Raw genomic sequence first — 23,095 nt, 5'->3', positions numbered from 1 at the left:
TATGCCTTCCATTCCGGTGCCAACTATTGTAGAGCGCACCAGCCGGGGAGAGCGGAGTTGGGATATTTTTTCCCGCTTGCTAAAAGAACGAGTGATTATTATTGGCGAGCCGATTGATGATGAGTTGGCCTCGTCGGTGGTGGCACAGTTGTTGGTGTTGCAGCAGCAAGACCCTGAGCGTGATATCTGGATGTATATCAATAGTCCGGGTGGCGTTATCCGGGCGGGGTTGGCGATCTACGACACCATGCAGCTCGTGACGCCTGACATCTGTACGGTGTGCGTGGGCCGGGCGGCGAGCATGGCGACAGTACTGCTTTGCGCCGGGGCGAAGGGGAAGCGGTTTGCCTTGCCGCACGCGACGATCCATTCGCATCCGGCTGGCGGCGGCGCAGAGGGGTATGCGCCGGATGTGCAAATTGCGGTTGAGGAGATGTTGCGGTTGCAACGGTTGCTGCGCGAGATTATGGCCAAACACTCTGGCCAGCCGGTCGAGCGGTTGGAAGCCGATTTTAGCCGTGATTTTTATATGACCGCGTCGCAGGCGTTAGAGTATGGTTTGATTGATGCGATTTTGACGCCGCAGCAGCGGTGAGCTGCCGGCGGAGCCAATCGGCGGTCAGGGTGATACACGCAAGATCGATTGGCAGCGAGATATGGCTGGCAAACGGCAGAAGGTGATATTCAGCCCAATCGGCAGCCAGCGCAGCGATTTCGGCGGCTGCTGCTGGCGGGACGATAGCGTCGCGGCCAGCATAGACCATCAGCGTAGGTAAGGGCGGTTGACGATGCGCCAGCATGCGAAGACTCCTCGGCACGTCAAGCGCATCAAAGAGATCCCACGTGCCAATTGTAGCCCGAATGCCGCTCGTCTGCCACGCCTTGATCACGTGGTCAATGGCGCCATCGCGGAACAGATGGAGCATACGCGGTTGAATAATGGCTAGCGCCTCTCGAATCTGCACCTGCCGGTATTCACGCGCAGTTAGTCGCAGTCGTGGTGGCACTTCCCACAGCGCGAGCGCATCCACCGGCGCACCATTGGCAATAGCGCGGGCCAACACTGCACCGCCTAAACTCATTCCGAGCGCACCGATCTGTTGGTAACGCTGTTGCAGCCATTCCAACGGATCGGTGACGCTATCAACCATCTGCGGAAACGATTGCGGACGCGGACTCTCGCCGTGGCCGTCAAGGTCGATCAGTAACACCGCTAGCCCGCGTGCAACCAAGGCATCAACGAGTCGCCATGCGTAAAAGGTTTTATCGCAGCCTGAGCCGTGTGTTACCAGTACCGCTGCCGTTGCGCTGCCACGGGGGACAATGTGCAACACCGGCACCGGGCCGTGGCGAGCGGGGAGATCGAGCCGGCTAATGTAGCGATCGGAATAACTTCCCGGCTGGAGCTGCCGGCGTGGATTGAGATCGCGTCGGCGCAAGGTGGCTAAACCAAGCTGGATGATGAGCGCGGGGATCAAGAGCGCGATAGTGACGGGCCAGCCTGCTGCCGGTAGATGCCAACTCAGCGCCGCCAACGGGATGGCAAGCCGTTCGCTCCAGCTCAGACCGCGTAATCCGGCAAGATTGGCGAGCGTATTGTAGAGGGTGATCAAGCGGAAGAGTGTAGCCAGCAGACGCACGGAACCTCGATGAGTGACACGATTGCAGCGATTGCAACCCCTCCCGGTGAGGGGGGTATTGGTATTATACGACTAAGTGGGCCGGATGCTCAATCGATTGCACTGAAAATCTTCCGTCCGGCGCGCGCGGGCCGGTTGCGCAGCCATCGGGTACGCTATGGGCATGTGATCGGGCCTGATGGGGCGGTCATTGATGAAGCGTTGCTGACCTTCATGGCCGCGCCGCACAGTTTTACCCGCGAAGACGTGGTTGAAATCTCGTGCCACGGTGGTGCGTTGCCAGTACAGCTTACGCTTGAGGCGGCATTGGCTGCCGGCGCGCGATTGGCCAATCCCGGCGAATTTACCATGCGCGCTTTTTTGAACGGGCGGATCGATCTGAGCCAAGCTGAAGCCACGCTCGATGTGATCCGGGCGCAGACGAGCGCGGGGTTGGCGGTGGCGCAAGCTCAACTCGGCGGATGGTTGGCGCGGGAAGTGCGGGCAGCGCGGGCCGCCTTACTTGAACCGCTGGCCTACATCACTGCGCTGATCGACTTCCCGGAAGAGGGGATCGAGCCGCAGACGGTGGCTGAGCCGGTGGCGCAAGCGTTAGCGACGGTGGAGCGGTTGTTGGCCGGGGCTGATCAGGGGATGGTGATCCGCAACGGCGCGCGCGTGGCGTTAGTAGGCCGGCCCAATGTCGGCAAATCGAGTTTGCTCAACGCCTTGTTGCGGGTCGAGCGGGCGATCGTGACGCCGATCCCCGGCACTACCCGCGACACACTCGAAGAGACGGCCAATCTGGCCGGCGTACCGGTAGTCTTGATCGACACTGCCGGCATGCGGGTCAGCGATGATCCGGTAGAACAGATTGGGGTTGAGCGAGCGCGATCGGCGCTGGCTAGCGCTGATCTGGTATTGTTAGTGTTTGATGCCCAGCAACCGTTTACTGCCGAAGACGCGGCGATGCTGTCAGTCACTGCCGAACGGTCTACAATTATCGTTTGGAACAAGTGCGATGATCCGACTAGCGCGCCACCGCCAGCGCCGGCGCATCCGCGTTGTGTGGCAGTAGTGGCGTGTTCGGCACGCTATGGCCACGGAATCGATACGCTGGCGAAGACGATTGCTACCACGCTCCTCGGTGGTACGCTACCGGCCAGCGGTACGACCCATCTGGTTAGCAACCCTCGCCATCGTGCGGCTCTGCGCCGCGCAGCCGAATATTTACGTGCCGCTCAAGAGACCCTGATGGCTGATCCAGCGCTCGATCTGCTGGCGGCTGATCTCACCGGTGCAGCCAACGCACTCGGTGAAATCACCGGCGAGACGGTGGGCGAAGATCTGCTCGATGTGATCTTTAGCCGGTTCTGTATTGGGAAGTAGGTGCTGTGTTACAATGACGTTGTGCCGTTACACCGCGAATAAGGAGGAACGCGCATGAATAAGAAGACCATCCGCGATGTGGATTGGGCCGGTAAACGTGCGCTGGTGCGGGTTGATTTTAACGTACCGCTCGATGATCAGGGTCTGATTACCGATGACACGCGCATTCGGGCCGCGTTGCCGACGATTCGGTATCTGTTGGAGCACGGTGCGAGCGTCGTACTCATGTCGCACCTTGGGCGGCCCAAAGGTAAACCCGATCCGAAGTATAGCCTGCGTCCGGTAGTTGAGCGATTGTTTGAGTTGTTGCCGGAAGCGACTGAGGTCAAGAAGACGGAAGCCATCACCGGTCCGGCAGCCGAAGCAGCAGTAGCAATGCTCAAGCCGGGTCAGGTGTTGGTGTTGGAGAACACCCGCTTCGATCCGCGAGAAGAGAAGAATGATCCGCAGATGGCAGCCGAGCTAGCGAAGCTGGGTGACGTGTACGTCAACGATGCGTTTGGCACCGCGCATCGCGCCAATGCTAGCACCGAGGGGGTGGCTCACTATCTGCCGGCGGTGGCCGGTTTCCTGATGGAGAAGGAATTGGCTTACATCGGCGGCGCGCTGAGCAATCCGCAGCGACCATTTGTAACAGTTATCGGTGGGGCCAAGATCAGTGACAAGATCGGTGTAATCGAGAATTTGCTCGGCAGGGTTGATGCGCTGCTGATCGGTGGCGGGATGGCCAACACCTTTTTGCTGGCCAAGGGCTTGAATCTCGGTGACTCGTTAGTGGAACCGGATAGTGTCACGGTGGCGCAGCAACTGATGGCCAAGGCGGAAGAGCGCGGCGCGCGGCTGCTCTTGCCGGTTGATGTGGTGATCGCCGATGCGTTCAGTGCTGAGGCGCAACGGCAAGTGGTTGACGCTGACGCCATTCCGGCTGGTTGGCGCGTGCTCGATATTGGGCCAAAGACGATTGAGCTGTACAGCGCTGAGATTCGAGCGGCGCGGACGGTAATCTGGAACGGCCCGATGGGAGTATTCGAGCTAGAGCCGTTTGCTGCCGGTACACGGGCGATTGCCCAAGCGATGGCGGAAGCGTCAGCCAACGGCGCGATCACAATTGTCGGTGGCGGTGACAGCGTCGCGGCGGTCGAGCAGGCTGGGTTGGCCGAGAAAATGTCACACGTCAGCACCGGCGGCGGCGCGTCGCTCGAGTTACTTGAAGGGCGAGTGTTGCCCGGTGTAGCGGCGTTGCAAGACGCCGAGTAACGGATAAGGTCAATACGGTAGTGTATTGGGCGGGACACGGCAGCGCCGTGTCCCGGTTCCATTATGGAATATTGGTGGCGCCGGCAAGTTCAATAGAGACGCGGCAACACCTTGTTCCTCCGCCATTATGGAATATTGGTGGTATCGGCAAGTGCAGCCTCTTCCCACGGCTCGACATTGCCGGCCCAATCACGGGCGCGCACACGGAAGGCAAACTGTTTGCCCTCATCGGGGCCAAACCATGCGCTGAGATCAGCCGTTTCACGCTTCCAATCAGTCCAACCGCCGTCGGGCAACAACCGCACCTGCACGTCGTAGCTGGCGATACCGGTCATATCATCGTTACCGCCCCACTTGATCAAGAAGCCATTGCCGGCGCGCGTAATCGAAAGGATTTGGGTGTTGGGCGGGGTCGTATCGCTACGCGGTTCCCATGCGATCGCATCGTAGCGCACGGCCATGCCGCGATCACCGGAGAGGTCGCTGAGGAAGACCTGTGGCACTTCGTTGCCGGCGCCGCCAAAGTAATAGGTGCCAAGCGAAGCCCACTGGCCGCTGGCTGAGCGTTGGTCAAGCGTCACTTCAGTCGTCGCCCCAGCATGGCTGATCCGATAACGGGCGCTGGTTGTGGCTGGATTGCCGCATGTTGGGATGTAGGCTTTGACCTCATAGAAACCGGGCCTGAGGCTTGGCGCAGTCCACGCCGCGGCAGTGGTCGCTTTAGCCGGGTCAGTGGTGGAGTATGTCCATTGATGTTGGCCGTTCAAGCCGCACCGTTCTTCGTACCAATCCTTGCCAATCGGGTTGAAGGCGGTATCAGTATTATCAACTGTAAATGCTCCTTCAGGTGCAGTGACTGTTTGTTGCGCGGCATCATCGGTGAACTGGGTTGGGCCAACCTCTACCGCATCGCCGGGACCGGGGTCTTCGCCAAGCCAGAGGAAGGTGACGTAGACGTAGTCGCTCCTCGTCATGCCAAGGTCGTCCCAGAAGGTGCCATCAGCGATGTCGATCCCATTGGGGAGGGTAATCCGCCGGCCCCACTCATCGCGTCCGCCGTTGTAGCCATGGAAGTAGGCTGCTTCGGCCATCGGCATGCCGACCGGCAGGTCGCTGTAACGGCGGTTCGGATTCCAATAATCATCGCGCGTATTCCATGGCCCAACATCCCAGACTGGCACTACAACGGAACGGCCATTGTAGGTAAGACGAACTTTGAACTTATCGGTGCCTTTGGGAGAGAGCGCGCACCAGCAGGGTAGGGCCACAAACCGATCGCGTGGTTGGATAATGTGGCCATTAGCGGTGCGGTAGCCAACAAGACCTTCGCGGGTAGCGAAGATGCGGTAGGTGGGAGCAACGGGTGGCTGTTGCGATGGCGAGGTCGTCGGGGCGGCCTGTACGTGGGCGATGGCGGTCGAGAGCACGACCAGCACAGCGACAATCAAGCCGCGGCGAACGATACTTCCTCTCATACAGTCTGTTTCCTCCTTATTATGGCGGCATTCGGCACGGTGTGCCGGGCAGACGCGGGGCAGCCGCCGCGTGGTGGGGTCTGCCGGCGTAGGTAAACGCCACCAATACCCCGTCATAGGATTATCTGAAGATGCGTCTGCCGGGGCGCCGCTTCGTGCGCTGCGAGGCGCAGTAGCGAGCGTGGTAAGCGGTACATCTGGCAAACAGAGCCAGCGCTTGGCGGCGCCCGCCCAATCAAGCCGGAGCAACGGGCTCCGGGGCGTTATGTTAGCGCCCGCCCTCAACCGTCATATTGGCGAGGTCGGGGATGGCCGCGATCCAGACCGAGCCGGGGGCAAGCGGTACTTCGTTGCCATCAGCATCAACGAGGTAGAGTTGAGCATAGCCTGCCGCTTTGCGCCACGTGGCCTCGATCATCCGGCCATCGCGGAAGATGCGTGCCGGGCCTTCACCGATCACATCCTGCTCGATCCGGCCTTTTGGATCGTTTGGAATAGGTCGTTCGGGCACTTCGAGAATGACAACATTCTTAAACTGCAACTGCGCGCCGGTGGCAGCATCGACGTGCGGGCGATTGCCGCGCAGATAGCGATAGCTGTTAGTGACCGGATCGTACTGCCAGCCAACGCTCGCTTCACGATAGATAAAGAAGTAGCGCAGTGATTGTTGCGCAGGCCGTTCGGCGAGTGGCGCTTCAGGTGAATAGGTGAAGCCGATCTCTTCTAACCCTTCCACCGGGCGATCATTAGCCGAAGCAAATGCGGCAATATTAGCACTATTGGTATAGAGGTTATGCGGTGCGCTGCGATCACGGGTGCGGTAGAAATAACCGCTGGCATTGCCGCGCAGCGCGTCCATATTGATCAATTCGATGGAGGTTTCGGCTAAAAGCAGCCCTTCAGGCGAACCTCCGGCATGCACGTACACCGATCGGAACCCTTTTGCCCATTCGACATAGTACGAACGGGCGCTGCGGACCGGGCCGATTACTGGGACATCAGGCGAAATACCGGGGATGAAGATCGCCATGTAGCGGGTAATGCCGAACTCGGCCAACGCCTCGAATACGATGGCCGCCTTATCTATCCCGGTTTGCGGGTAGGCATTGGGATGGTTATCGTACATCACCGCAAAGGGCCGGCTAGTGACCGAACCGCGAGGAACGGCGAGCGGTGCGGTGATGGGTGCGGGGGTGGCAGTAGGCGCTAGGGTGGCGGTTGGTTCAGGGGTCGCAGGCGGTTCTGGTGTAACGGTGGGTTCTAGGGTAGCTGTTGGTGGAAGTGTTGGTACGGACGTCGGCTGCGGAGTTGCAGTAGGCAGCCGAGTTGCAATTGCAACGAGCGTTGGTAGAGGCGACGGCGCAGGCTCATTGGCAACTGCCGAACTACATGCGCTCATCAACAATATGCACAGCAGCAAGGCTAATGCAGAACATCGACTCTTCATGCGTTTCTTTCCTTATGCACCGCAGGTCATGGCGGAGCAGCGCGGGCGGCCTATTATACCATGGGTTTGGCGGGGCGCAAGTTGGGCGGTTGGGCGGTCAAACTTGAAAAGATGTCGTTCTTGGATGGAATGCGGCAGTGCAACTGCGCTAAGGCGTCCGCTAAAAGCCTGCTACGTAGACAATAAGGGTGGGCCGTGATTGCTCGCCTTGTCAGTTCCCGGTGCGGAACTGCCACGTGTAGATAAACGGTTGACCATCATACGATCCGCTGATCGATACTTCGATCAGGCTGTTGGTGGGTAAATTGCTCGTAGGGGTGACAACGATCCCTTTATGGCCGACCGGCAGGCTCGTCGTGCTGGTGTGAGGGATAGCGTTGCCGCCGACGACGCGCAGATCCGTGCCGCTGATCACTGGCGTACTACCGAAATAGCGCCATTGCAACGTAATCGGATATTGCGTCGCTGGCACATCGGTTTGGTCAATGCCGGGGTAACGCACCGGCCAATACGAGTAGCTTGCACCATCGACAAAATGAGACAACACATCAAGTGCAGCCGCGCTGCGTGCTCCGCTGGCCGTGGTGTAAAACCCAAACCCGAAAGTTGGCGTGGTGGGGTAGAGCAACCAGATGCGATGGCCAATCGATTTCATCCAGCTATCAATAGCGTCAGCCGACTGCCAACTGCTGCCCCATCCAATCTATGCATTGCCTTTTTGCGCGCAGATCTGGCCGGTGGGCGAGGCGAAGGGCTTGGTCGGGTCTTGGTTGTGTGTAATGTGGTTATTCTCGGCCATATAGCGCGCGTGTTCCCAGCAGTTGCTGTTGAGTTCGCTACTTTCAGTAACCGGTGGCACGCCGGCCCGCGCCCGATAGGCGTTAACCCGCTCTAACCAGTTGGATGAGAGGGGTGGGTACGTCACTGTGCGGATAATTAGAGGGATAAAGATGGTGTTTGGCAGGCTTTGCGGCGTTGCTGTTTGGCAACGACGTTGGCCGGCAGTGACAGAAACATCATAAGGTTCGCAATGAGCGAACAAGAGAGCAGGAAGAGGCGCATAGAAAGTGACTTCCGATAAACTGATAAATTAGCTCAGTCTATAACGATAATATACCAATCAATCCCTATAGCAGGCAATAGGGTTTTTTATACTATCTTGCGAGTAGTCCTCCCGTTGTGCCGTACCGTAGGTAAGGAGGCAATACGGAGCAGAAATGATACACCATCCACACCATTCCTAAGCCTTTGTGCCGGTGTGATCGGCCCTCACCCCCGCTCCTTTTGCTGCCTGACACAACCACCCCTCGGCCCCGCTCCCATCTTCCGGGGGGGGGGAGGAGGCGTGTTTTTACCACAGAGGGCGCGGAGGACGCAGGGGGAGCCACTCGGAGGCGAGAGCGGCATTGCTGAAGCGGAAGACAGTAGCGTCCCGCTGCCACTTAGGTGAGAGCAAGGAGGGGGTGAGGGTGCCCCCCAGCGGGAGGGGCTGGCCGCCACGGCTGTGATGAGCCGGTCGTCGCAGAGGGGGCCCCCCAGCGGGAGGGGCCGGCGGTGGGGACACGAAATTGCGATACCACGACGCAGACGAGTTGGGAAGCGGTTCCACGCGATTCGTTGCCTTCTCTACGGCACTGTGCTACGATGAGCCGAGAGCATTTTTTAGCAATGATGGAGCGTGCCATGAGCAGCGCTGAGGTGCAGGCGATCACGGTGGGGAGACCGGATCGGGCGGGGAGGAGTCGCGCAGGTAGCCCGACGGCATTAGTGGTGGCGGTGGCCGATGAGCAGCCCGCAGCAGCGGCATTGGCCGCTTATCAAAGCGTGGAAGCGGCAATGTTGCCGCATTTCTATCTTGATCGCAATGGCGACCTGTATCAATTGGTTTCTACCACACGCGCCGGGCATGGGTTGGGCCGGGCAATCTGGCGGGGGCGAAGCCACAATCTTGATCGGGTGGCGGTGATTATCAGCCTTGAAGCGCCGGCGCTAACCGATCTGAGCGAGGCGCAGGCAACGGTGTTGGCTGATTGGCTGCCACGCCTACTTGTGCAGCATGATCTGTTGTTAGCTGACGTGAGCAGGCTTGCCACCGACATCCTTGGACGGAACCGAGTGCAGCCGTATTTGCCGCCACCACCGTCGGTTGCCTCTGCTGATGGATTACTTCTCGGCAGGAGCGTTCGCTCGCCTGAACAAGAGCTATGGGTAGGGTTGGCAACAGTGACGTGGCGGCAGCGCGGCGCGCAGTTGCGGCTCAACCAAGCTTTTTCATTGCACTGGGGCAAGTTTGATCTCGGTGCGCCGCTGGCTGCCAACGAGCCGCCGCCGGTGGCACTTGACGGTAAGACGTATAACTTTCAGGTCTTTGCGCGTGATACGATCTTTAATGAGGGTACGCAGTATGCTGCCGTGCAGAGTTTAGCGAATCTGTTGGGGCCAGACATCGGTGCGATTCCGACCGGCGGGGTGAGCCGGGCACTGATTGAGGCGAGCTATCGTAGTGCGTTGAAAGCAAGCGCCGCGCGCGCGCCGCTCGAGGGTAAGACTGAGTTTCGCGCCGATTGGCGCTTCCATTTCGTGGCGTTGCAAGCCAACCTTGGTCCAGCCCTCAGCGGAAATTATGTGACCGCCGATCGCGCTTTTGCCGTACAAGTCTTTGCCGGTGACACGCTCTATACGCCGATGAGCCGGCAATCCGGCTGTTTCTTTCTCAGTCTGACCGATCCGACTAGCCCGCAGTATGCCCAACTGTGGGCCGAAACGTACAAAGTTGCCGGCGTGCCGTACAATCCTACCGATCCGTTTCACCAGCGGGCGCTAGAGTTGAAGCTGGGTACGCCGCTGAGCGGCGTACTGCACGAAACAATCAACGGGGCACCTTACGATCTCCAAGTCTTTGCCTATGATACGCTGTATCGTGGGCCGGACGGCGTGATTCGCCGGATGAGCGAGCTGCCGCGCCCAGCCGAGGTGCAGACATGGCAACCGCGTCCGGCGGTTGCTCCGGCGCAACCAGCCCAGCCAGTGCCGCAACCCGCTGCGCCAGCGCCCGTTTCATCAATCTCGACTGCGCCGGAAGTGGTGCGAGCCGGGCCGCCGCGTCGCGATCCGAATTGGCCGCCAATGCCCGATTTCAACATTCTGACCGACCGCAACGGCCAGCGCGAGCGAATCTTGGGTAAAATCGAGTGGGTGCGCAAAAGTGGTGATGATATTACGATCACCAATGATTGGGCGGCGCAGAACCTGATCGAGGTGTCTATCCCGCAACTAGCCCGTTTCCGTAATACCAACGGCGGGCAGATCAAGTTTCACCGGTTGGCGGCTGACCAGTTGCGCCGGTTGTGGCAGGCATGGGAAGATGCGGGATTGCTGCATTTGGTGTTAACATTTGACGGCGCTTGGTGGCCGCGCACCATTCGCAACAATCCTACCACGCTGAGCAACCATGCTTATGGCACGGCCTTCGACATCAACGCGCAATGGAATGCGTTCTACAAGCCAGCGGCGCTGGTGGGCGATCGCGGCTCGGTGCGCGAGTTAGTACCGATTGCCAATGCGCTGGGGTTCTTCTGGGGCGGTCACTGGAATTACGATGGCAGAGGCGCCAGTGATGGCATGCATTTTGAATGGGCAGTTGCCCGCTGAGCAAAGGAGCAAGCAATGCAACTGAACGGTCTTGGTGTGTTGGTCACCGGCGGCGCATCGGGGTTAGGAGCGGCGACAGCCGAGCGGCTGGCGGGGGTCGGCGCGCGGGTTACCATTGCCGATCTGAACGAGGCAGCCGGTCTTGAGCTAGCTGAACGGATCGGCGGGCAATTTGTGCGTACCGACGTGACCGATCCGGTGCAGTGTGCGGCGGCGGTGGCGGCAGCAACGGATGGCGGCAGTCTGCACGCGCTGGTCTGCTGCGCCGGTATCGTGCTGGCCGAGCGGATGTTGGGGCGCGATAGCGTGCATGATCCGGCCCGTTTCAAGCGAGTAATTGAGGTCAATTTGATCGGTACGTTTCAGATGATGCTCTACGCGGCACAGGCGATGACAACCAATCAGCCGAATGAGGAGGGTGAACGCGGGGTTATTGTGAATACCGCTTCAATTGCGGCGTTTGACGGCCAGATTGGTCAAATCGCTTATGCTGCCTCGAAAGCGGGCGTGGTAGGGATGGGATTGCCGGCAGCGCGCGAATTGGCCCGCTTCGGCATCCGGGTGATGACAATCGCGCCGGGTATTTTTGACACGGCGATGATGGCTAGTTTACCGGCAGCAGCGCGTGAGTCGCTCGGCGCACAGGTACCCTTCCCCTCACGGCTAGGCCGTCCGGCGGAGTATGCTGCGCTGGTGCAGCATATTATCGAAAATCCAATGTTGAATGGCGAAGTGATCCGGCTTGACGGTGCCATTCGGATGGCGCCAAAGTAAAGGAGGAATGCAATGCAGATCTATCTCGATACGGCTAATCTGGCCGAGATTCGGGAAGCGGCCAGTTGGGGGATTCTGAGTGGGGTGACGACCAACCCGACCCTGATAGCGCGTGAGCGCGGCGCTGATTTCAAGGACATCATTACCGAGATTGCTGAATTGGTTGATGGCCCGATCAGCGCCGAGACCATCTCGCTCGATGCCGAGGGCATGGTGCGCGAGGGTATCGAATACGCTTCGTGGCACCCGAACGTGATTATCAAGGTGCCGAGCACGACCGAGGGGTTGCGCGCGGTCAGCCAGTTGGCCAAGCACGGCATTCGCTGCAACGTGACGCTCTGCTTTAACTCAGTGCAGGCGCTGTTGGCGGCGCGGGCCGGCGCGTTTATCATCAGCCCCTTTGTCGGGCGCGTAGATGATACTGGCGTTGACGGCATGGCACTCATTCGCGAGATTGCCGGCATCTACCGCCAAGATCGCGAGATTACAACCAAGATTCTGGCTGCTTCGATCCGCCATCCCCGTCATATTGTCGAAGCGGCGCTAGCGGGGGCGGATATTGCTACCTGCCCATTCAAGGTATTGCAGCAGGCGATGCGCCATCCGTTGACTGATCGCGGCATCGAGCAATTTCTGGCCGATTGGAAATCGCGTTCGGGTTCGTGAGTAGCGGTTATGCCTGACCAACCCTTGATGCTTGGTCTGATTGGCGCCAGCGGCTCTGGCAAGACGACGCTGACCCGCGGAATTATTCGTCTGCTAGGGGCGCAGGGAGTGACGCCGATCAGTCTTGATGACTATCTGCGCTATAGCCGGGCTGAACGGGCGGCGCTCGGTTTAACCGACGCTGATCCAGCGGCGACCGATCTTGAGCGCATGGCGGCTGATCTGGCGGCGCTGCGTAGCTGCCAAACCATTGATAAGCCAGTGTACGATCACGTGGCTGGCGTGCCTCGTGGGAGTGAGCGCGTGGCGCCAACCGGTTTAGTGATCGCTTACGGCCCTCTCACCCTGACCCCGCCGGTACAGGCTGAGTTGTTTGACTTGACGGTCTACCTCGATCCAGCCCCTGAGCTTTATCGTCGTTGGCGGGAAGAGCGTGATGTCAAGCAGCGCGGCTATACGCTCGAACAGGTGCGTATGGCATGGCCGGCCCGCGAGCGTGACATCCAGCGCTACATCGCTCCCCAGCGCCCGTTGGCGGATGTGGTGTTGCGCTTTGTGCCGGCGACGGATGGGCTTGACTTGCAGATGTCGCTGCGGCGGCGCGCTCTGACCTTTGACTTGGCGAGCGCGGCGCAGCCGGCAGAGGCCGCAGCAGCGATCCAAATCCGTCCGGTGCCGGCAGATGAAGATCGCTTGCCGGCAGTGTTGGTTTCGGCAAAGAATGATCCTGCGCTCCAGCAGGTGAGCGACGCCTTGCGCAAGCGCCTGCCGGTGCGCGGGCAGGTAGTGACCGGTGAAGAACTAGCGCCGGCCAATGCGACGCTGACCTTTGCCCAGACCTTGATTGCGACGTTGTTGTTGCACGGGCGGGGGTAGGTGATTTCACCGCAGAGGGCGCCGAGATTGCAGCAGAGAAGGTTGGTGAGCGGGGGCAATGTCCATAACTGCGAAACCTGCTCTGATGGAGTTGCGGGTGTAGCGGTAAGCGTGCTTATAGTCAACCGTATCGCCTGCCTCTGCGTTCTCTGCGCCCCCCTGCGGTTTTTAATCTACTAACTCAAACGCTGCTTCGGCAATCGACAGCGGATCAAGCCCAAAGGCGCGGTAGAGGTCATCACGTGCCCCTGATTGGCCAAACCGGTCAACGCCGAGGGCGTGGAGCGGTGCGCCGTAGATCGAGCCGAGCCATGCCAGTGCGTGTGAAGCGGCATCATGGACGGTCACGATCGGCGCGTTGCGCTCGCCCGGCGGGATGAGCCAGCTCACGTCGCCGCCTTGTTGCCATTGCTCGTACACACGGCGGGCGCTAGTGAGATTGATCACATTTACTGCAACCCCTTCCCGGCGCAGATAATGGGCCGCCGCTATCGCTTCGGGCACCAATGTGCCACTGGTAACAATCTGCACCACTGGCGCACTTGGATGATCTTGGTAATCGATGCGGTCAATCAGCCGGTAGCCGCCACGCAAGACCTGCCGGCGCAATTCTTCGGCGCCGAGCCGGTCAAGGGCCGGTTGGAGCAGGCTTTGATCAATTGGGCGGGTGGAAAGGCGGAGATAGCTAGCCGAACCGTTTGGATCAATGCAGAGTCGTAATGCCTCATGTAAGAGCCATGCCGTTTCAAGGGCAAAACATGGCTCGAAACTGGCGAGATTGGGTAGTTCAATCCCCAGTGATGCCGTAACTGACGACTGGTGGGCACCACCTTCGGGCGAAAGGGTAATCCCGCTCGGTGTACCAACCACAATGAACCGCGCCCCCGAATAGAGACCGTAGATGAACGCATCAAGACCACGGCAAACAAATGGATCGTAGACGGTGCCAATCGGGATGAGCGGCTCGCCGATCAGGTCGCCTGCCAAACCAAACATCCCCAGCAGCATAAAAAGGTTCATCTCAGAAATGCCCAGCTCGATATGCTGCCCACCCGGCCAACGCCGCCAGCGCAACATACGATAGGCTTCGGTCTCAAAATCCGGCTCTTCGTGACGGGCGAACACACCGGTCTTGTTGATCCAGCCGGCCAAATTGGTCGAAACCGACACATCGGGCGAAGCGGTGACGATCCGTTCGCGCAAGCCGGTAAGATCAGCGACGCGCACCAGAAAGCGACCAAAGGTGTCTTGGGTGCTGACCATGCCGCTAGCCGGCACAGCAATTTCATCCGGCAGCGGGATCGTCACCGCAGGCTTTGGTTGATCAGGCGCACCATACAAACGGGCCGCTGCTTCGGCGCACAGCCGACCGCCGGGCGAATCGGGCGGCAGCCGATCCCACTCGTGGCCGGGAGCGATACCGAACTGCGCGCGCAGCGCCTCAATTTGCTCAGGTGTGAGCAGCATCGAGTGATTGAGCGGATTGCCAGCGATGGGCAGTCCCCATCCCTTAATCGTATAGGCGAAGATGATTGTTGGCCGGCGTGGTTCGGCATCGGCAGCAGCGAGGGTTTTAAGCAGTTCGATCACATCATGGCCGCCAAGGTTGGCCAGCACTGCTGGCAACTCTGCGTCGGGTATCGACGCAAGCAGGCGGGCAAGGCGCTCATCACCATTGATCAGGCGGGGGCGCAGATCAGGGCCGGCAAGCCGGATCAGCGCCTGATACTCCTCGTTACTCATCTTGTCGATGCGGGTGCGTAGCGCCTCGCCGCCGGGTTGGGTAAAGAGGGTTTGCAAGCGGCAGCCGTATTTGGCTTCCAACACCCGCCAACCACTCTCGGCAAAGAGCCGTTTGAGATGGGCCGCACGGATACCGGGCACCACCCGGTCAAGACTCTGCCGGTTGAGATCAACAATCCAGAGCAGATTATCGAGGTCAGCGAGAGCGGGATCAATCACCGCCTCCCAGACATTCCCTTCGTCGAGTTCGGCATCACCGACGAGCGCAATGAAACGCTGCGTCGCCGACCGATTGAAATGAGCTGCCGCATACTGCGCGCTGAGCGCGGCGAATGCCGGCGCGACTGCGCCGAGCCCGACCGAGCCGGTGGAAAAATCGGGCGGGTCAGGGTCTTTGGTGCGTGACGGGTAGGCTTGCAGACCGCCAAAAGCCCGCAATTGGGTGAGGTAGCGCGCATCGAGCCGGCCTAGCAAATATTGGAGAGCGTGATAAACCGGGGAAGCGTGCGGTTTGATCGACACCCGATCGCCGGGTCGCAAATAGTGCAGATAGAGCGTGGTCATAATCGTGACCATCGATGCCGACGAAGCCTGATGGCCGCCTACCTTCACGCCGTCGAGATTGGGACGAACGTGGTTCGCATGATGGACCATCAGCGTTGATAACCAGAGCACACGCTGTTGCACCTCTTCGATAGCACTGATCAGCGCGGGGGTCGGCTCAATGCGGGGCATACATTGCTCCTTATTGGTCAGTCGTGTAGGGTCATTGATATTATACTTGATGGCACGGTTGTTGCCATTGAGGTTGTCGCAGAGGAACGTTTCTTAACTTTACCATTGCAGTGAGAGTAGGTTAAGTCGTTATAAAGAAGCGATTAAAAGAAATTGAAAAAAGCTTAAGTGCATCAGAATGGTAAAAAACGCTCTAATTCACTTGCCAAAACGCTCTATTTGCGGTACTATGCGCATGCCCATTTCAGTTCAACATTGGTTTGCACCTTGATGCTTGCGCACTCGATTAATCCAACCGGCTTGTCCTTGTGAAGGACAAAGCGGTTTAGTTGTGGTTGTTCGCGACTTGAAATGGAGACCATGCCTTATGGAGAAAATCTCACGTCGGCGGTTTCTTAAAGGGACGGTCGCTTTGGGTGCCGGTGCGCTGCTCGCAATCTACAGCGACGGCAGCTTCCGGCTAGCATTGGCGCAAGAAAATCCTGCGTTCCGCATGCGGATTCTACACACGAATGATCACCATGCCCGGATTGAACCGGTGTTTAGCGGCAACAATCCAGTTCATGGCGGTGTTTCGCGTCGCAAAGCATTGATCGACAAGATCCGCCGCGAGACGGCAATGCCCACCTTGTTGGTCGATGCCGGCGATGTTTTCCAAGGAACGCTCTATTTCAATCAGTACAACGGCATGGCCGACCTCGAGTTCTACAATGTGATGGGGTACGAGGCGATGGCCGTTGGCAATCACGAGTTTGACAAAGGTCCGCAGGCGCTAGTTGATTTCATCACGCGGGCCAAATTCCCAGTATTGAGCGCGAATATCGCGGTTGCCGCCGGCAACCCACTGGCCGGCCTCATCAAGCCGCGCACGATCATTGAGAAAGATGGCCGGAAGATCGGTATCTTCAGCCTGACCCCGGAAGACACCGGCGTGCTCTCGAACGCCGGCCCCGGCATTAACTTCACGTCAGCGATCGAAGCGGCGCGCCAGCAGGTGGCGGCGTTGAAGGCTGAGGGCGTCTTCACCATCATTGCCCTGACCCATGTCGGGATTAACGTTGATCGGCGGATTGCTCGTGAAGTAGGCGGAATGAGCTTAATCATCGGTGGCCACTCACATACACCGATGGGGCCGATGAACAAGGTTGGTACACCACCCTACCCCGAACTGATTGCCGGCCCTGATGGTAAACCGGTGGTCGTAGTAACCGACTGGGAGTGGGGGCGCTGGCTCGGTGATATTACTGTAGCCTTTAATGCAGCGGGCACGGTGATCGATTTGCAGGGCAATCCGACTGAGGTGCTGCCGTCGTTGCCGGCGGATCAAGGGTTCGAGAACCGAATTGCGGTATTTAAAGGCCCAATCGAGCAGTTGCGCGCGCGGGTGGTTGGTTCGGCGGCGGTTGATCTCGATGGCAGCCGCAACAACATCCGCTCGCGTGAGACGAATCTGGGCAATCTGGTGGCCGAAGCGATGTTGGCCAAGGCGCGCAGCGCGGGGGCGACGCTGGCGATCACCAACGGCGGTGGCATTCGGGCATCGATCCCGGCGGGGCCGGTGACGGTCGGCCAGATTTTGGAAGTGCTGCCGTTCGGTAATACGTTGGCATTAGTGACGCTGACCGGCGCGCAAGTGATCGAGGCCCTCAACAACGGCGTCAGTCAAGTTGAGAGCGGCGCGGGCCGCTTCCCACAGATTGCCGGCTTCCGATTCACCTACGATCCATCGCTGCCGGCAGCCAGCCGGGTGACAAGTGTGACTGTCGGTGGCGCACCGATTGATCCAAATGCTGACTACATCGTCGTCACCAACAACTTTATGCTCACCGGCGGTGATGGCTATAGCGTTTTTACCCGCGGACGCAATCAGGTTGATACCGGCTTCATTCTAGCCGACGTGGTGGAAGAGTACATTGCCGCTAATTCGCCGGTTAATCCGCCAGTTGATGGCCGAATCGCGGTTGGGGCTGCCCCGGCGGTGACGCCAACCCAGCCAGAAGCTCCGGCGCAACCGGTGCCGGTACCAGCAACACTGCCCAACACCGGCGGCACGCTGACGCCGCTGGCGTGGCTGGCTGGATTGGGCGCGGCGGCATTGGCTAGTGGTGCAGCGTTGCAGCGTAGTGCAGTGGCGGAAGAGGCGGAAACTGTTGAAACTGAGGTGGCTGAGGTCGAGCAGTAGGTTGCTCGCTGGCCCCTTCGCTTGCACTTTGCGGAGCGGGCAGAACATGGGGTCGCGTGTAACCGTTGATCGCTGTACGATGCGGTAAAGTCCGGTGCTTCGTTCCCCTCTCCCACGCTAGTGGGAGAGGGGTTAGAGCTATCAGTCGGCGTAGCGGGCTTCGTCACCCTACCCCAACCCTTCAGGGCCGGGTGCTAGATCGGGTATTCTGTCCGCCCCTTCTCTCGCACTGCGAGGGAGGGGGCGGGTTGTGTGGCGACAACCGTCGCCGGTAGTGAGGAATAGCCACGAAAAGACACCAAAGACACGAAAACGTTCTGGATGCCGAATCTAGCAGAGACGGCTCGACGAACCGTCTCTGCCCGCTACTGGCAGCGTAGCCGACTCGCTGCGTTATAATTCCAAGCCACCATCAACCGGCAGCACCTCACCGGTGATAAAGCTCGACTCATCGGAAGCGAGGAAGAGGTAAGCGTAAGCCATATCTTCGGCGGTACCCAAGCGCCGCAGCGGCGTCCGATTCTTAAACTCATCAAGTACCTTTTCGGGCACGTGCGCAATCATCTCGGTTTGGGTAAAGCCGGGGGCGACGGCATTCACGCGAACACCGTTCGGCCCGAACTCACGCGCCCAAGTCTTGGTCATCCCGATCACGCCGGCTTTCGAGGCGACATAATTGGTCTGGCCGAAATTGCCGTTGAAGGCGACGATTGAAGCGGCATTGATGATCGAGCCTTGGCCCTTCTCGATCATAATTGGCGCGACATACTTGGTGCAAAGCCAAACGCCCTTCAGATTGACATTAATCACTGCATCGAACTGCTCTTCGGTCATCTTGATCATGCGGGCATCGCGGGTAATGCCGGCATTATTGACCAAAATGTCAATCGTGCCGGCCCACTCAACTACTCCCTTGACCATTGCTTCCACCGAAGCGGCCTGCCCAACATTGACCACAAATGCCTTAGCCTCGCCGCCGGCTTCGACGATCGCATTTGCCGTAGCGGTAGCGGCCTCTTCGTTAATGTCGGCCACTGCAACCTTCGCGCCCTCTTTACCGAACAGCAACGCCGTGGCGCGTCCAATGCCCTGCCCGCCACCGGTAATGATCGCCACTTTTCCGCTCAGACGCATAGCCTTCTCCTTCTGACGTTACAACTCGACCAAGCGAGAGAGATGCTGGTCAGGGTGAAATTGAGACAATAAGAAGACTGGGCATCGCCGTCTACGGTACAGCGATGCCGGTTGGTATACGAATCACCGGGCGGGGACGCTAGTTACTTCGTTCGCTCAGCCACGCTTCCATTAGCGGCCATGCGCGCTTGCTCGCGCCGCTGCCAACCATAATCCCGATATGGCCGCCTTTCAGTTCGATCAGCTTCTTATCCTTGCTGCTGACCCGATCCATGATCGAGCGTGACTGGCAATTGGGGACAATGTGATCCTTATCGGCAATCACATTGAGCAGATTGGCCTTGATGTTAGCCAGATCGACGATGCGACCTTCCATCATCAACTTATTTTCCATCAGCCGGTTCTCGCGGAAGAACTCGACTACCCATTGGCGGAAGGCGGCGCCGGGGAAATCAACGTTATCAGTCACCCACGTATTCATCGCAAGCCAAGCTTCAACCACCGCCGGATTGTCGAGGTTATCCCACAGCTTGAGGTAGGTGCCGATATAGTTCTCAACCGGCTTAAGCATCTTGTTGCCGTACTCAATAATGGTCGAGGGCACATTACCAAACTGACGTACTAGTTCATCAACGTTATAGTACTCGGTATTGAGCCAGCGACTGAAGGTACTACCTTCTTTATCACTAAAATCGATCGGCGCGGTCAGCAAGATCAGGTTGCGGAGACCGTCATCGGGGCGCATGGCGGCGTAGATGGTGACAATTGTCGCACCGATACACCAGCCCAGCATCGTGAACTCACGCTTCTTGCTATGGCGCTGCATCGCACGCACGGCACGGGGCAAGAACTTGAGCGAGAAATCCTCGAAATTGTAATGCGCGTCTTCAGGGCCGGGGGTGCCCCAATCGAGCAGATAGACCTCGTAGCCGTGGCGGAGCAGAAACTCAACGAAGCTATTGCCGGGGCGCAGGTCGAAGATGTAGGGCCGATTAATAAGTGCGAAGACCAACAAAATCGGCACTGCCTTACGCTGTTCCGGGGGCACCTGCGGATAATAGTGATAGAGACGCATCTTATTCAGCGCCCAAATCTGCTCCTTCGGCGTCTGACCGACCGCGACCTTAATGCGATTGGTCGCGATCCGAGCAGCCATATCACTGCTCTTGGTGGTGCGTTCAATCTCTTTCAATAACTGCTCGGTCATCCGCTCGAAGTCGATCGGCGCGGCATCTGCACTAGTCATAGTGAAACACTCCTACTCTTTGTCTTCTGTCGTCGCCTTGCGGGTACGAGCAGCCGGACGGGTATTGGCAAGCGAAGCGAGCTGTTCTTCAATCGCACTGAGACGGTCGCTGATAACGCTGACATCGGCCGGCGCCGGCGCACCAGCTGCAGCCAATTGGCGAACAAGGTCAGTTAGCTCATCGAGTTGCACCTGCATATCGTCAAGCCGAAACTCGATGTTGGTGAGCCGACTGGCCAACGACACCACTTCGCTGCGCGAAGGCATCTGAGCTTGGGCCAGATACCGTTCCATATACTGCTGAACTGCCTGTTGGACCGGGCCGGAGACAGCGAGCAGCGCGTCGAGTTGCGCGCCAATCGCCTGCGAGAAGGTTTCTGTGTTGACCATTGCGGTCAAGCTCTTCGCCCATGCGTCGAGGCTAGCATCACGCCAAGCCCGCCACGTGCCGATCGGATCGTTCGGATCAAAGCCATTCGGAGGCTGTGTCATTGCCAATCTCCTTTGACGGCGCGCCGTCAAGGCGCGTTAAGATGCGCGGTTCTTTCCATAGGGTAGTGGACGTAGTTACAGCATGGTTACATATAGTATACATTCGCTCTTGACGTGATGCAGTGAAGCTATCTATACTAAAGGTTGAGAGTATTTAGAAAGTTGGCTAATTATCTATGGAAAAGGCGATCACACGCACACTTCAAGCCCTCTCGGATCCGACCCGGCGGGCAATTCTTCAGATGCTGAACGAGCGCGATATGACGGCGGGCGAGATTGCAGGCCGTTTTTCTATCTCGGCGCCGAGTGTATCGCACCATCTCAATGTGCTCAAGGCGGCTGATCTAGTGACGTCCGAGCGGCATGGCCAGCACATAATCTATCGCCTGAATGCAACCGTGTTACAAGAGGTGTTAAGTCTTTTAATGGATCTATTTAAGGTTGGCGCAGACGTCGATACACAACGAAAGGAGGACGGCCATGCGTAATCTACGGTTCATGATCGTCATCACGGCGCTGATGTGGGTGTTTGGTGCAGTGATGCTGCCCTTCATCCCTGATCCGGCGCCGATCCATTGGAATGCGGCTGGCGAGATTGATGGCTACGGCAGTTCGTGGTTTGTCGCCTTCTTCCCGCCGGCTATCGCGACGTTAATGGCCGTGTTGGCGCCACTCTTGCCGCGGATCGATCCGCGTGGGCAGGGCTATGTCGCCTTTGCCCGTACCTATGCTCTGATCATGAACAGCTTGGCGCTCTTCTTTGCCGCAATCCATCTGATAACGGTTGGAGTCGCGGTGGGCTGGTCGATAAGTGTGCCGCGCCTGATCAGTGTAAGTAGCGGACTGCTTATTGCAGTGTTGGGGAATGAGCTAGGGCGGGTGACACCAAACTATTTTGTCGGTATTCGCACCCCGTGGACGTTGGCCGATGCCGAGGTATGGCGGATCACGCATCGGGTGGGTGCGCGCCTATTTGTGGCCGGTGGTGTGGCATCGGCGTTGGTCAGCCTGTTCGTGCCAGAACATTGGCTGTTTGTGACCAGTTTTCCGTTGATCATTGTGCCGGTTTTGGCAACCATCCCGTATTCGTACATTGTATGGCGGCGGCTGCACCGGGCCAGCTAGCCGCGAAAGGAAATTGAAGATGACATCGTTGAATTGGCGTGGGTTGGTTGGGTTTGTTGGCTTGAGTGTAGGATTAGCATGGTTGTGCTGCGCGCCGTTGTGGCTAAGCGAAACCGGCTTGGCTGATCCGCTGGCGTTGCCGCTGATGCTGGCGATGATGTTCACTCCGGCGTTAGCGACGTTGATCGTGATCCGATGGATCAGTCCGCCGCCGGAAGGGATTGTGAAAGCGACCGGGCTAGGGATCGGCAAGGGCCGGCGTTGGGGGTGGTACTGGCTGTTTGCGTGGACGGTACCGGGCCTCGTGATGGTCGTCTCACCGTTTTTCAGCGCATTGTTCGGCGTCTACGATCTCGATCTATCGCTGTCAGGGTTTCGCACCCTGCTCAACGCAGCGGGTGCGGGCGAGTCACTGGCGAATGTTTCGGTATGGCCAATTGTGATTGCGCAACTAGGAGTAGCACTAGTGGCTGGGCCATTGCTCAACGCGGTGCCGGTGTTTGGCGAAGAGTGGGGCTGGCGTGGCTATCTCTTACCGCAGTTGCTGCCGCTCGGCCAATGGCCGGCGCTGATTATCAGTGGCGTGATCTGGGGCGTGTGGCACGCGCCGATCATCCTGCTCGGTTACAACTACCCGACCAATCCAGCGCTCGGGGTAGTGATGATGACCGTGTTCTGCGTGTTGGTTGGCATTGTACTGGGGTGGACGCGGTTAGCGACGGGGAGCGTCTGGCCGGCAGTGATCGGGCATGGCAGTATCAACGCTTTTGGTGGCGCGCTTACGCTCTTTGCCCGTGAAGGGGCAACGGTTGACACGATCTGGGCGACGGCGCTGGGCATCACTGGTTGGCCGCTCTGGTTGGCGGTGATCGCTGTCCTTGGGCTGAGCCGGCAGTTGCCGGTAGCCGATCCGCCGGATAGGCAACGATTGGTGGTAGCGTCGGCAGCACATCGCCTGTGAGGAAGGGGCGACCCTTCGGTCGCCCCTACGGCTGTGATAGGAATGATTTACTTATCCTTATGATCTGCTCCCATGGTACAAAGTCAATATGCCGAGGGTTAATAAATACCATACCACAAAAGTGCTCATCTGCGATAACATAATCGCAGATTGATGTTTCTCCTTCCTCTTTATTTATATCTTCTCGTCAGTGGGTAACTAGGATTTTTCCAGCCTCATTCTTTTACTAGCATAAATGCTAACATTATCCCCCCTTATTTTGCCAAATAGCTCAGCTACTTCTCTCACCTCTACCGGTTCGAAATACCTGTCAAGCAATCCCT

At 58.6% G+C, this 23,095-nt stretch carries 18 protein-coding genes and 1 pseudogene; 11 read left to right on the top strand and 8 right to left on the bottom strand.

The window, feature by feature from the left end; all coding sequences use genetic code 11:
• The first annotated feature begins 1 nt into the window (after nt 1).
• Nucleotides 2-595 carry an ATP-dependent Clp protease proteolytic subunit gene (locus tag Q1A00_RS06845; RefSeq protein ID WP_298490621.1) on the top strand — a complete coding sequence of 198 codons (594 nt, stop codon included), beginning with the start codon at nt 2-4 and terminating at the stop codon, nt 593-595.
• On the opposite strand, the gene Q1A00_RS06840 is transcribed toward Q1A00_RS06845, so the two are convergent.
• Nucleotides 513-1,640: an alpha/beta fold hydrolase gene (locus Q1A00_RS06840; protein ID WP_298407401.1), complete on the bottom strand. Its 1,128-nt coding sequence runs from the start codon at nt 1,638-1,640 to the stop codon at nt 513-515. The genes Q1A00_RS06845 and Q1A00_RS06840 overlap by 83 nt on opposite strands.
• A 9-nt stretch (nt 1,641-1,649) precedes the next feature.
• On the opposite strand from Q1A00_RS06840, the gene mnmE reads away from it, so the two are divergent.
• Both mnmE and Q1A00_RS06830 read left to right on the top strand, forming a co-directional pair.
• Nucleotides 1,650-3,008 carry a tRNA uridine-5-carboxymethylaminomethyl(34) synthesis GTPase MnmE gene (gene mnmE / locus Q1A00_RS06835; RefSeq protein ID WP_298407399.1) on the top strand — a complete coding sequence of 453 codons (1,359 nt, stop codon included), beginning with the start codon at nt 1,650-1,652 and terminating at the stop codon, nt 3,006-3,008.
• Nucleotides 3,009-3,062: 54 nt separating this feature from the next.
• Nucleotides 3,063-4,265 (top strand): phosphoglycerate kinase, encoded by a 1,203-nt coding sequence (locus tag Q1A00_RS06830; protein ID WP_298407396.1) that lies wholly within the window; start codon nt 3,063-3,065, stop codon nt 4,263-4,265.
• A gap of 125 nt (nt 4,266-4,390) precedes the next feature.
• Here Q1A00_RS06830 and Q1A00_RS06825 read toward each other — a convergent pair whose 3' ends face one another.
• The 3 genes and pseudogenes from Q1A00_RS06825 to Q1A00_RS06815 form a co-directional block, all read right to left on the bottom strand.
• Nucleotides 4,391-5,740, bottom strand: a complete 1,350-nt coding sequence (locus Q1A00_RS06825) for a hypothetical protein (RefSeq protein ID WP_298407393.1) — start codon at nt 5,738-5,740, stop codon at nt 4,391-4,393.
• A gap of 268 nt (nt 5,741-6,008) precedes the next feature.
• Nucleotides 6,009-7,187 (bottom strand): DUF3048 domain-containing protein, encoded by a 1,179-nt coding sequence (locus Q1A00_RS06820; RefSeq protein ID WP_298407390.1) that lies wholly within the window; start codon nt 7,185-7,187, stop codon nt 6,009-6,011.
• A 211-nt stretch (nt 7,188-7,398) separates the two neighbouring features.
• Nucleotides 7,399-8,046 (bottom strand): annotated as a pseudogene (locus tag Q1A00_RS06815) (CAP domain-containing protein).
• 824 nt (nt 8,047-8,870) lie between these two features.
• On the opposite strand from Q1A00_RS06815, the gene Q1A00_RS06805 reads away from it, so the two are divergent.
• The 4 genes from Q1A00_RS06805 to Q1A00_RS06790 are packed head-to-tail and all read left to right on the top strand — an operon-like array spanning nt 8,871 to nt 13,154.
• The gene (locus Q1A00_RS06805; RefSeq protein WP_299755867.1) at nt 8,871-10,838 is read left to right on the top strand and encodes a M15 family metallopeptidase; all 1,968 of its coding nucleotides are present in this window, start codon (nt 8,871-8,873) and stop codon (nt 10,836-10,838) included.
• Nucleotides 10,839-10,853: 15 nt separating this feature from the next.
• Entirely contained in the window at nt 10,854-11,612 is a 759-nt protein-coding gene (locus Q1A00_RS06800; RefSeq protein WP_298407380.1) for an SDR family NAD(P)-dependent oxidoreductase, read from the top strand.
• 12 nt (nt 11,613-11,624) lie between these two features.
• Entirely contained in the window at nt 11,625-12,278 is a 654-nt protein-coding gene (fsa, locus tag Q1A00_RS06795; RefSeq protein WP_298407378.1) for a fructose-6-phosphate aldolase, read from the top strand.
• A gap of 9 nt (nt 12,279-12,287) precedes the next feature.
• The gene (locus Q1A00_RS06790; protein WP_298407376.1) at nt 12,288-13,154 is read left to right on the top strand and encodes a uridine kinase; all 867 of its coding nucleotides are present in this window, start codon (nt 12,288-12,290) and stop codon (nt 13,152-13,154) included.
• Between the two features lie 168 nt (nt 13,155-13,322).
• Here the strand turns inward: Q1A00_RS06790 and Q1A00_RS06785 are convergent, their stop codons facing one another.
• Nucleotides 13,323-15,632 carry a 1-deoxy-D-xylulose-5-phosphate synthase N-terminal domain-containing protein gene (locus Q1A00_RS06785; RefSeq protein ID WP_298407373.1) on the bottom strand — a complete coding sequence of 770 codons (2,310 nt, stop codon included), beginning with the start codon at nt 15,630-15,632 and terminating at the stop codon, nt 13,323-13,325.
• Nucleotides 15,633-15,999: 367 nt separating this feature from the next.
• On the opposite strand from Q1A00_RS06785, the gene Q1A00_RS06780 reads away from it, so the two are divergent.
• Nucleotides 16,000-17,814 (top strand): 5'-nucleotidase C-terminal domain-containing protein, encoded by a 1,815-nt coding sequence (locus Q1A00_RS06780; protein WP_298407370.1) that lies wholly within the window; start codon nt 16,000-16,002, stop codon nt 17,812-17,814.
• Nucleotides 17,815-18,207: 393 nt separating this feature from the next.
• Here the strand turns inward: Q1A00_RS06780 and Q1A00_RS06775 are convergent, their stop codons facing one another.
• The 3 genes from Q1A00_RS06775 to Q1A00_RS06765 form a co-directional block, all read right to left on the bottom strand.
• Nucleotides 18,208-18,948: a glucose 1-dehydrogenase gene (locus Q1A00_RS06775; protein ID WP_298407367.1), complete on the bottom strand. Its 741-nt coding sequence runs from the start codon at nt 18,946-18,948 to the stop codon at nt 18,208-18,210.
• Between the two features lie 139 nt (nt 18,949-19,087).
• A complete protein-coding gene (locus Q1A00_RS06770; protein ID WP_298407365.1) occupies nt 19,088-20,194 on the bottom strand; it encodes an alpha/beta fold hydrolase in 1,107 nt (368 codons plus the stop codon).
• A gap of 12 nt (nt 20,195-20,206) precedes the next feature.
• Entirely contained in the window at nt 20,207-20,686 is a 480-nt protein-coding gene (locus tag Q1A00_RS06765; RefSeq protein WP_298407364.1) for a poly(R)-hydroxyalkanoic acid synthase subunit PhaE, read from the bottom strand.
• A 176-nt stretch (nt 20,687-20,862) separates the two neighbouring features.
• Between Q1A00_RS06765 and Q1A00_RS06760 the strand changes: the two genes are divergently transcribed.
• The 3 genes from Q1A00_RS06760 to Q1A00_RS06750 are packed head-to-tail and all read left to right on the top strand — an operon-like array spanning nt 20,863 to nt 22,772.
• Complete coding sequence (locus tag Q1A00_RS06760) at nt 20,863-21,174, top strand: autorepressor SdpR family transcription factor (protein WP_298407361.1); 312 nt, start codon at nt 20,863-20,865, stop codon at nt 21,172-21,174.
• A complete protein-coding gene (locus Q1A00_RS06755; RefSeq protein ID WP_298407358.1) occupies nt 21,167-21,811 on the top strand; it encodes an SdpI family protein in 645 nt (214 codons plus the stop codon). The genes Q1A00_RS06760 and Q1A00_RS06755 overlap by 8 nt, the downstream gene beginning before the upstream one ends.
• Before the next feature lie 19 nt (nt 21,812-21,830).
• On the top strand, nt 21,831-22,772 hold the full coding sequence (locus tag Q1A00_RS06750) for a CPBP family intramembrane glutamic endopeptidase (protein WP_298482853.1): 942 nt from the start codon (nt 21,831-21,833) through the stop codon (nt 22,770-22,772).
• Nucleotides 22,773-23,095 lie beyond the last annotated feature (323 nt).

The organism is uncultured Chloroflexus sp., assembly GCF_938091255.1.
Taxonomy (GTDB): domain Bacteria; phylum Chloroflexota; class Chloroflexia; order Chloroflexales; family Chloroflexaceae; genus Chloroflexus.
This window is presented reverse-complemented; position numbering and strand designations above follow the sequence as displayed.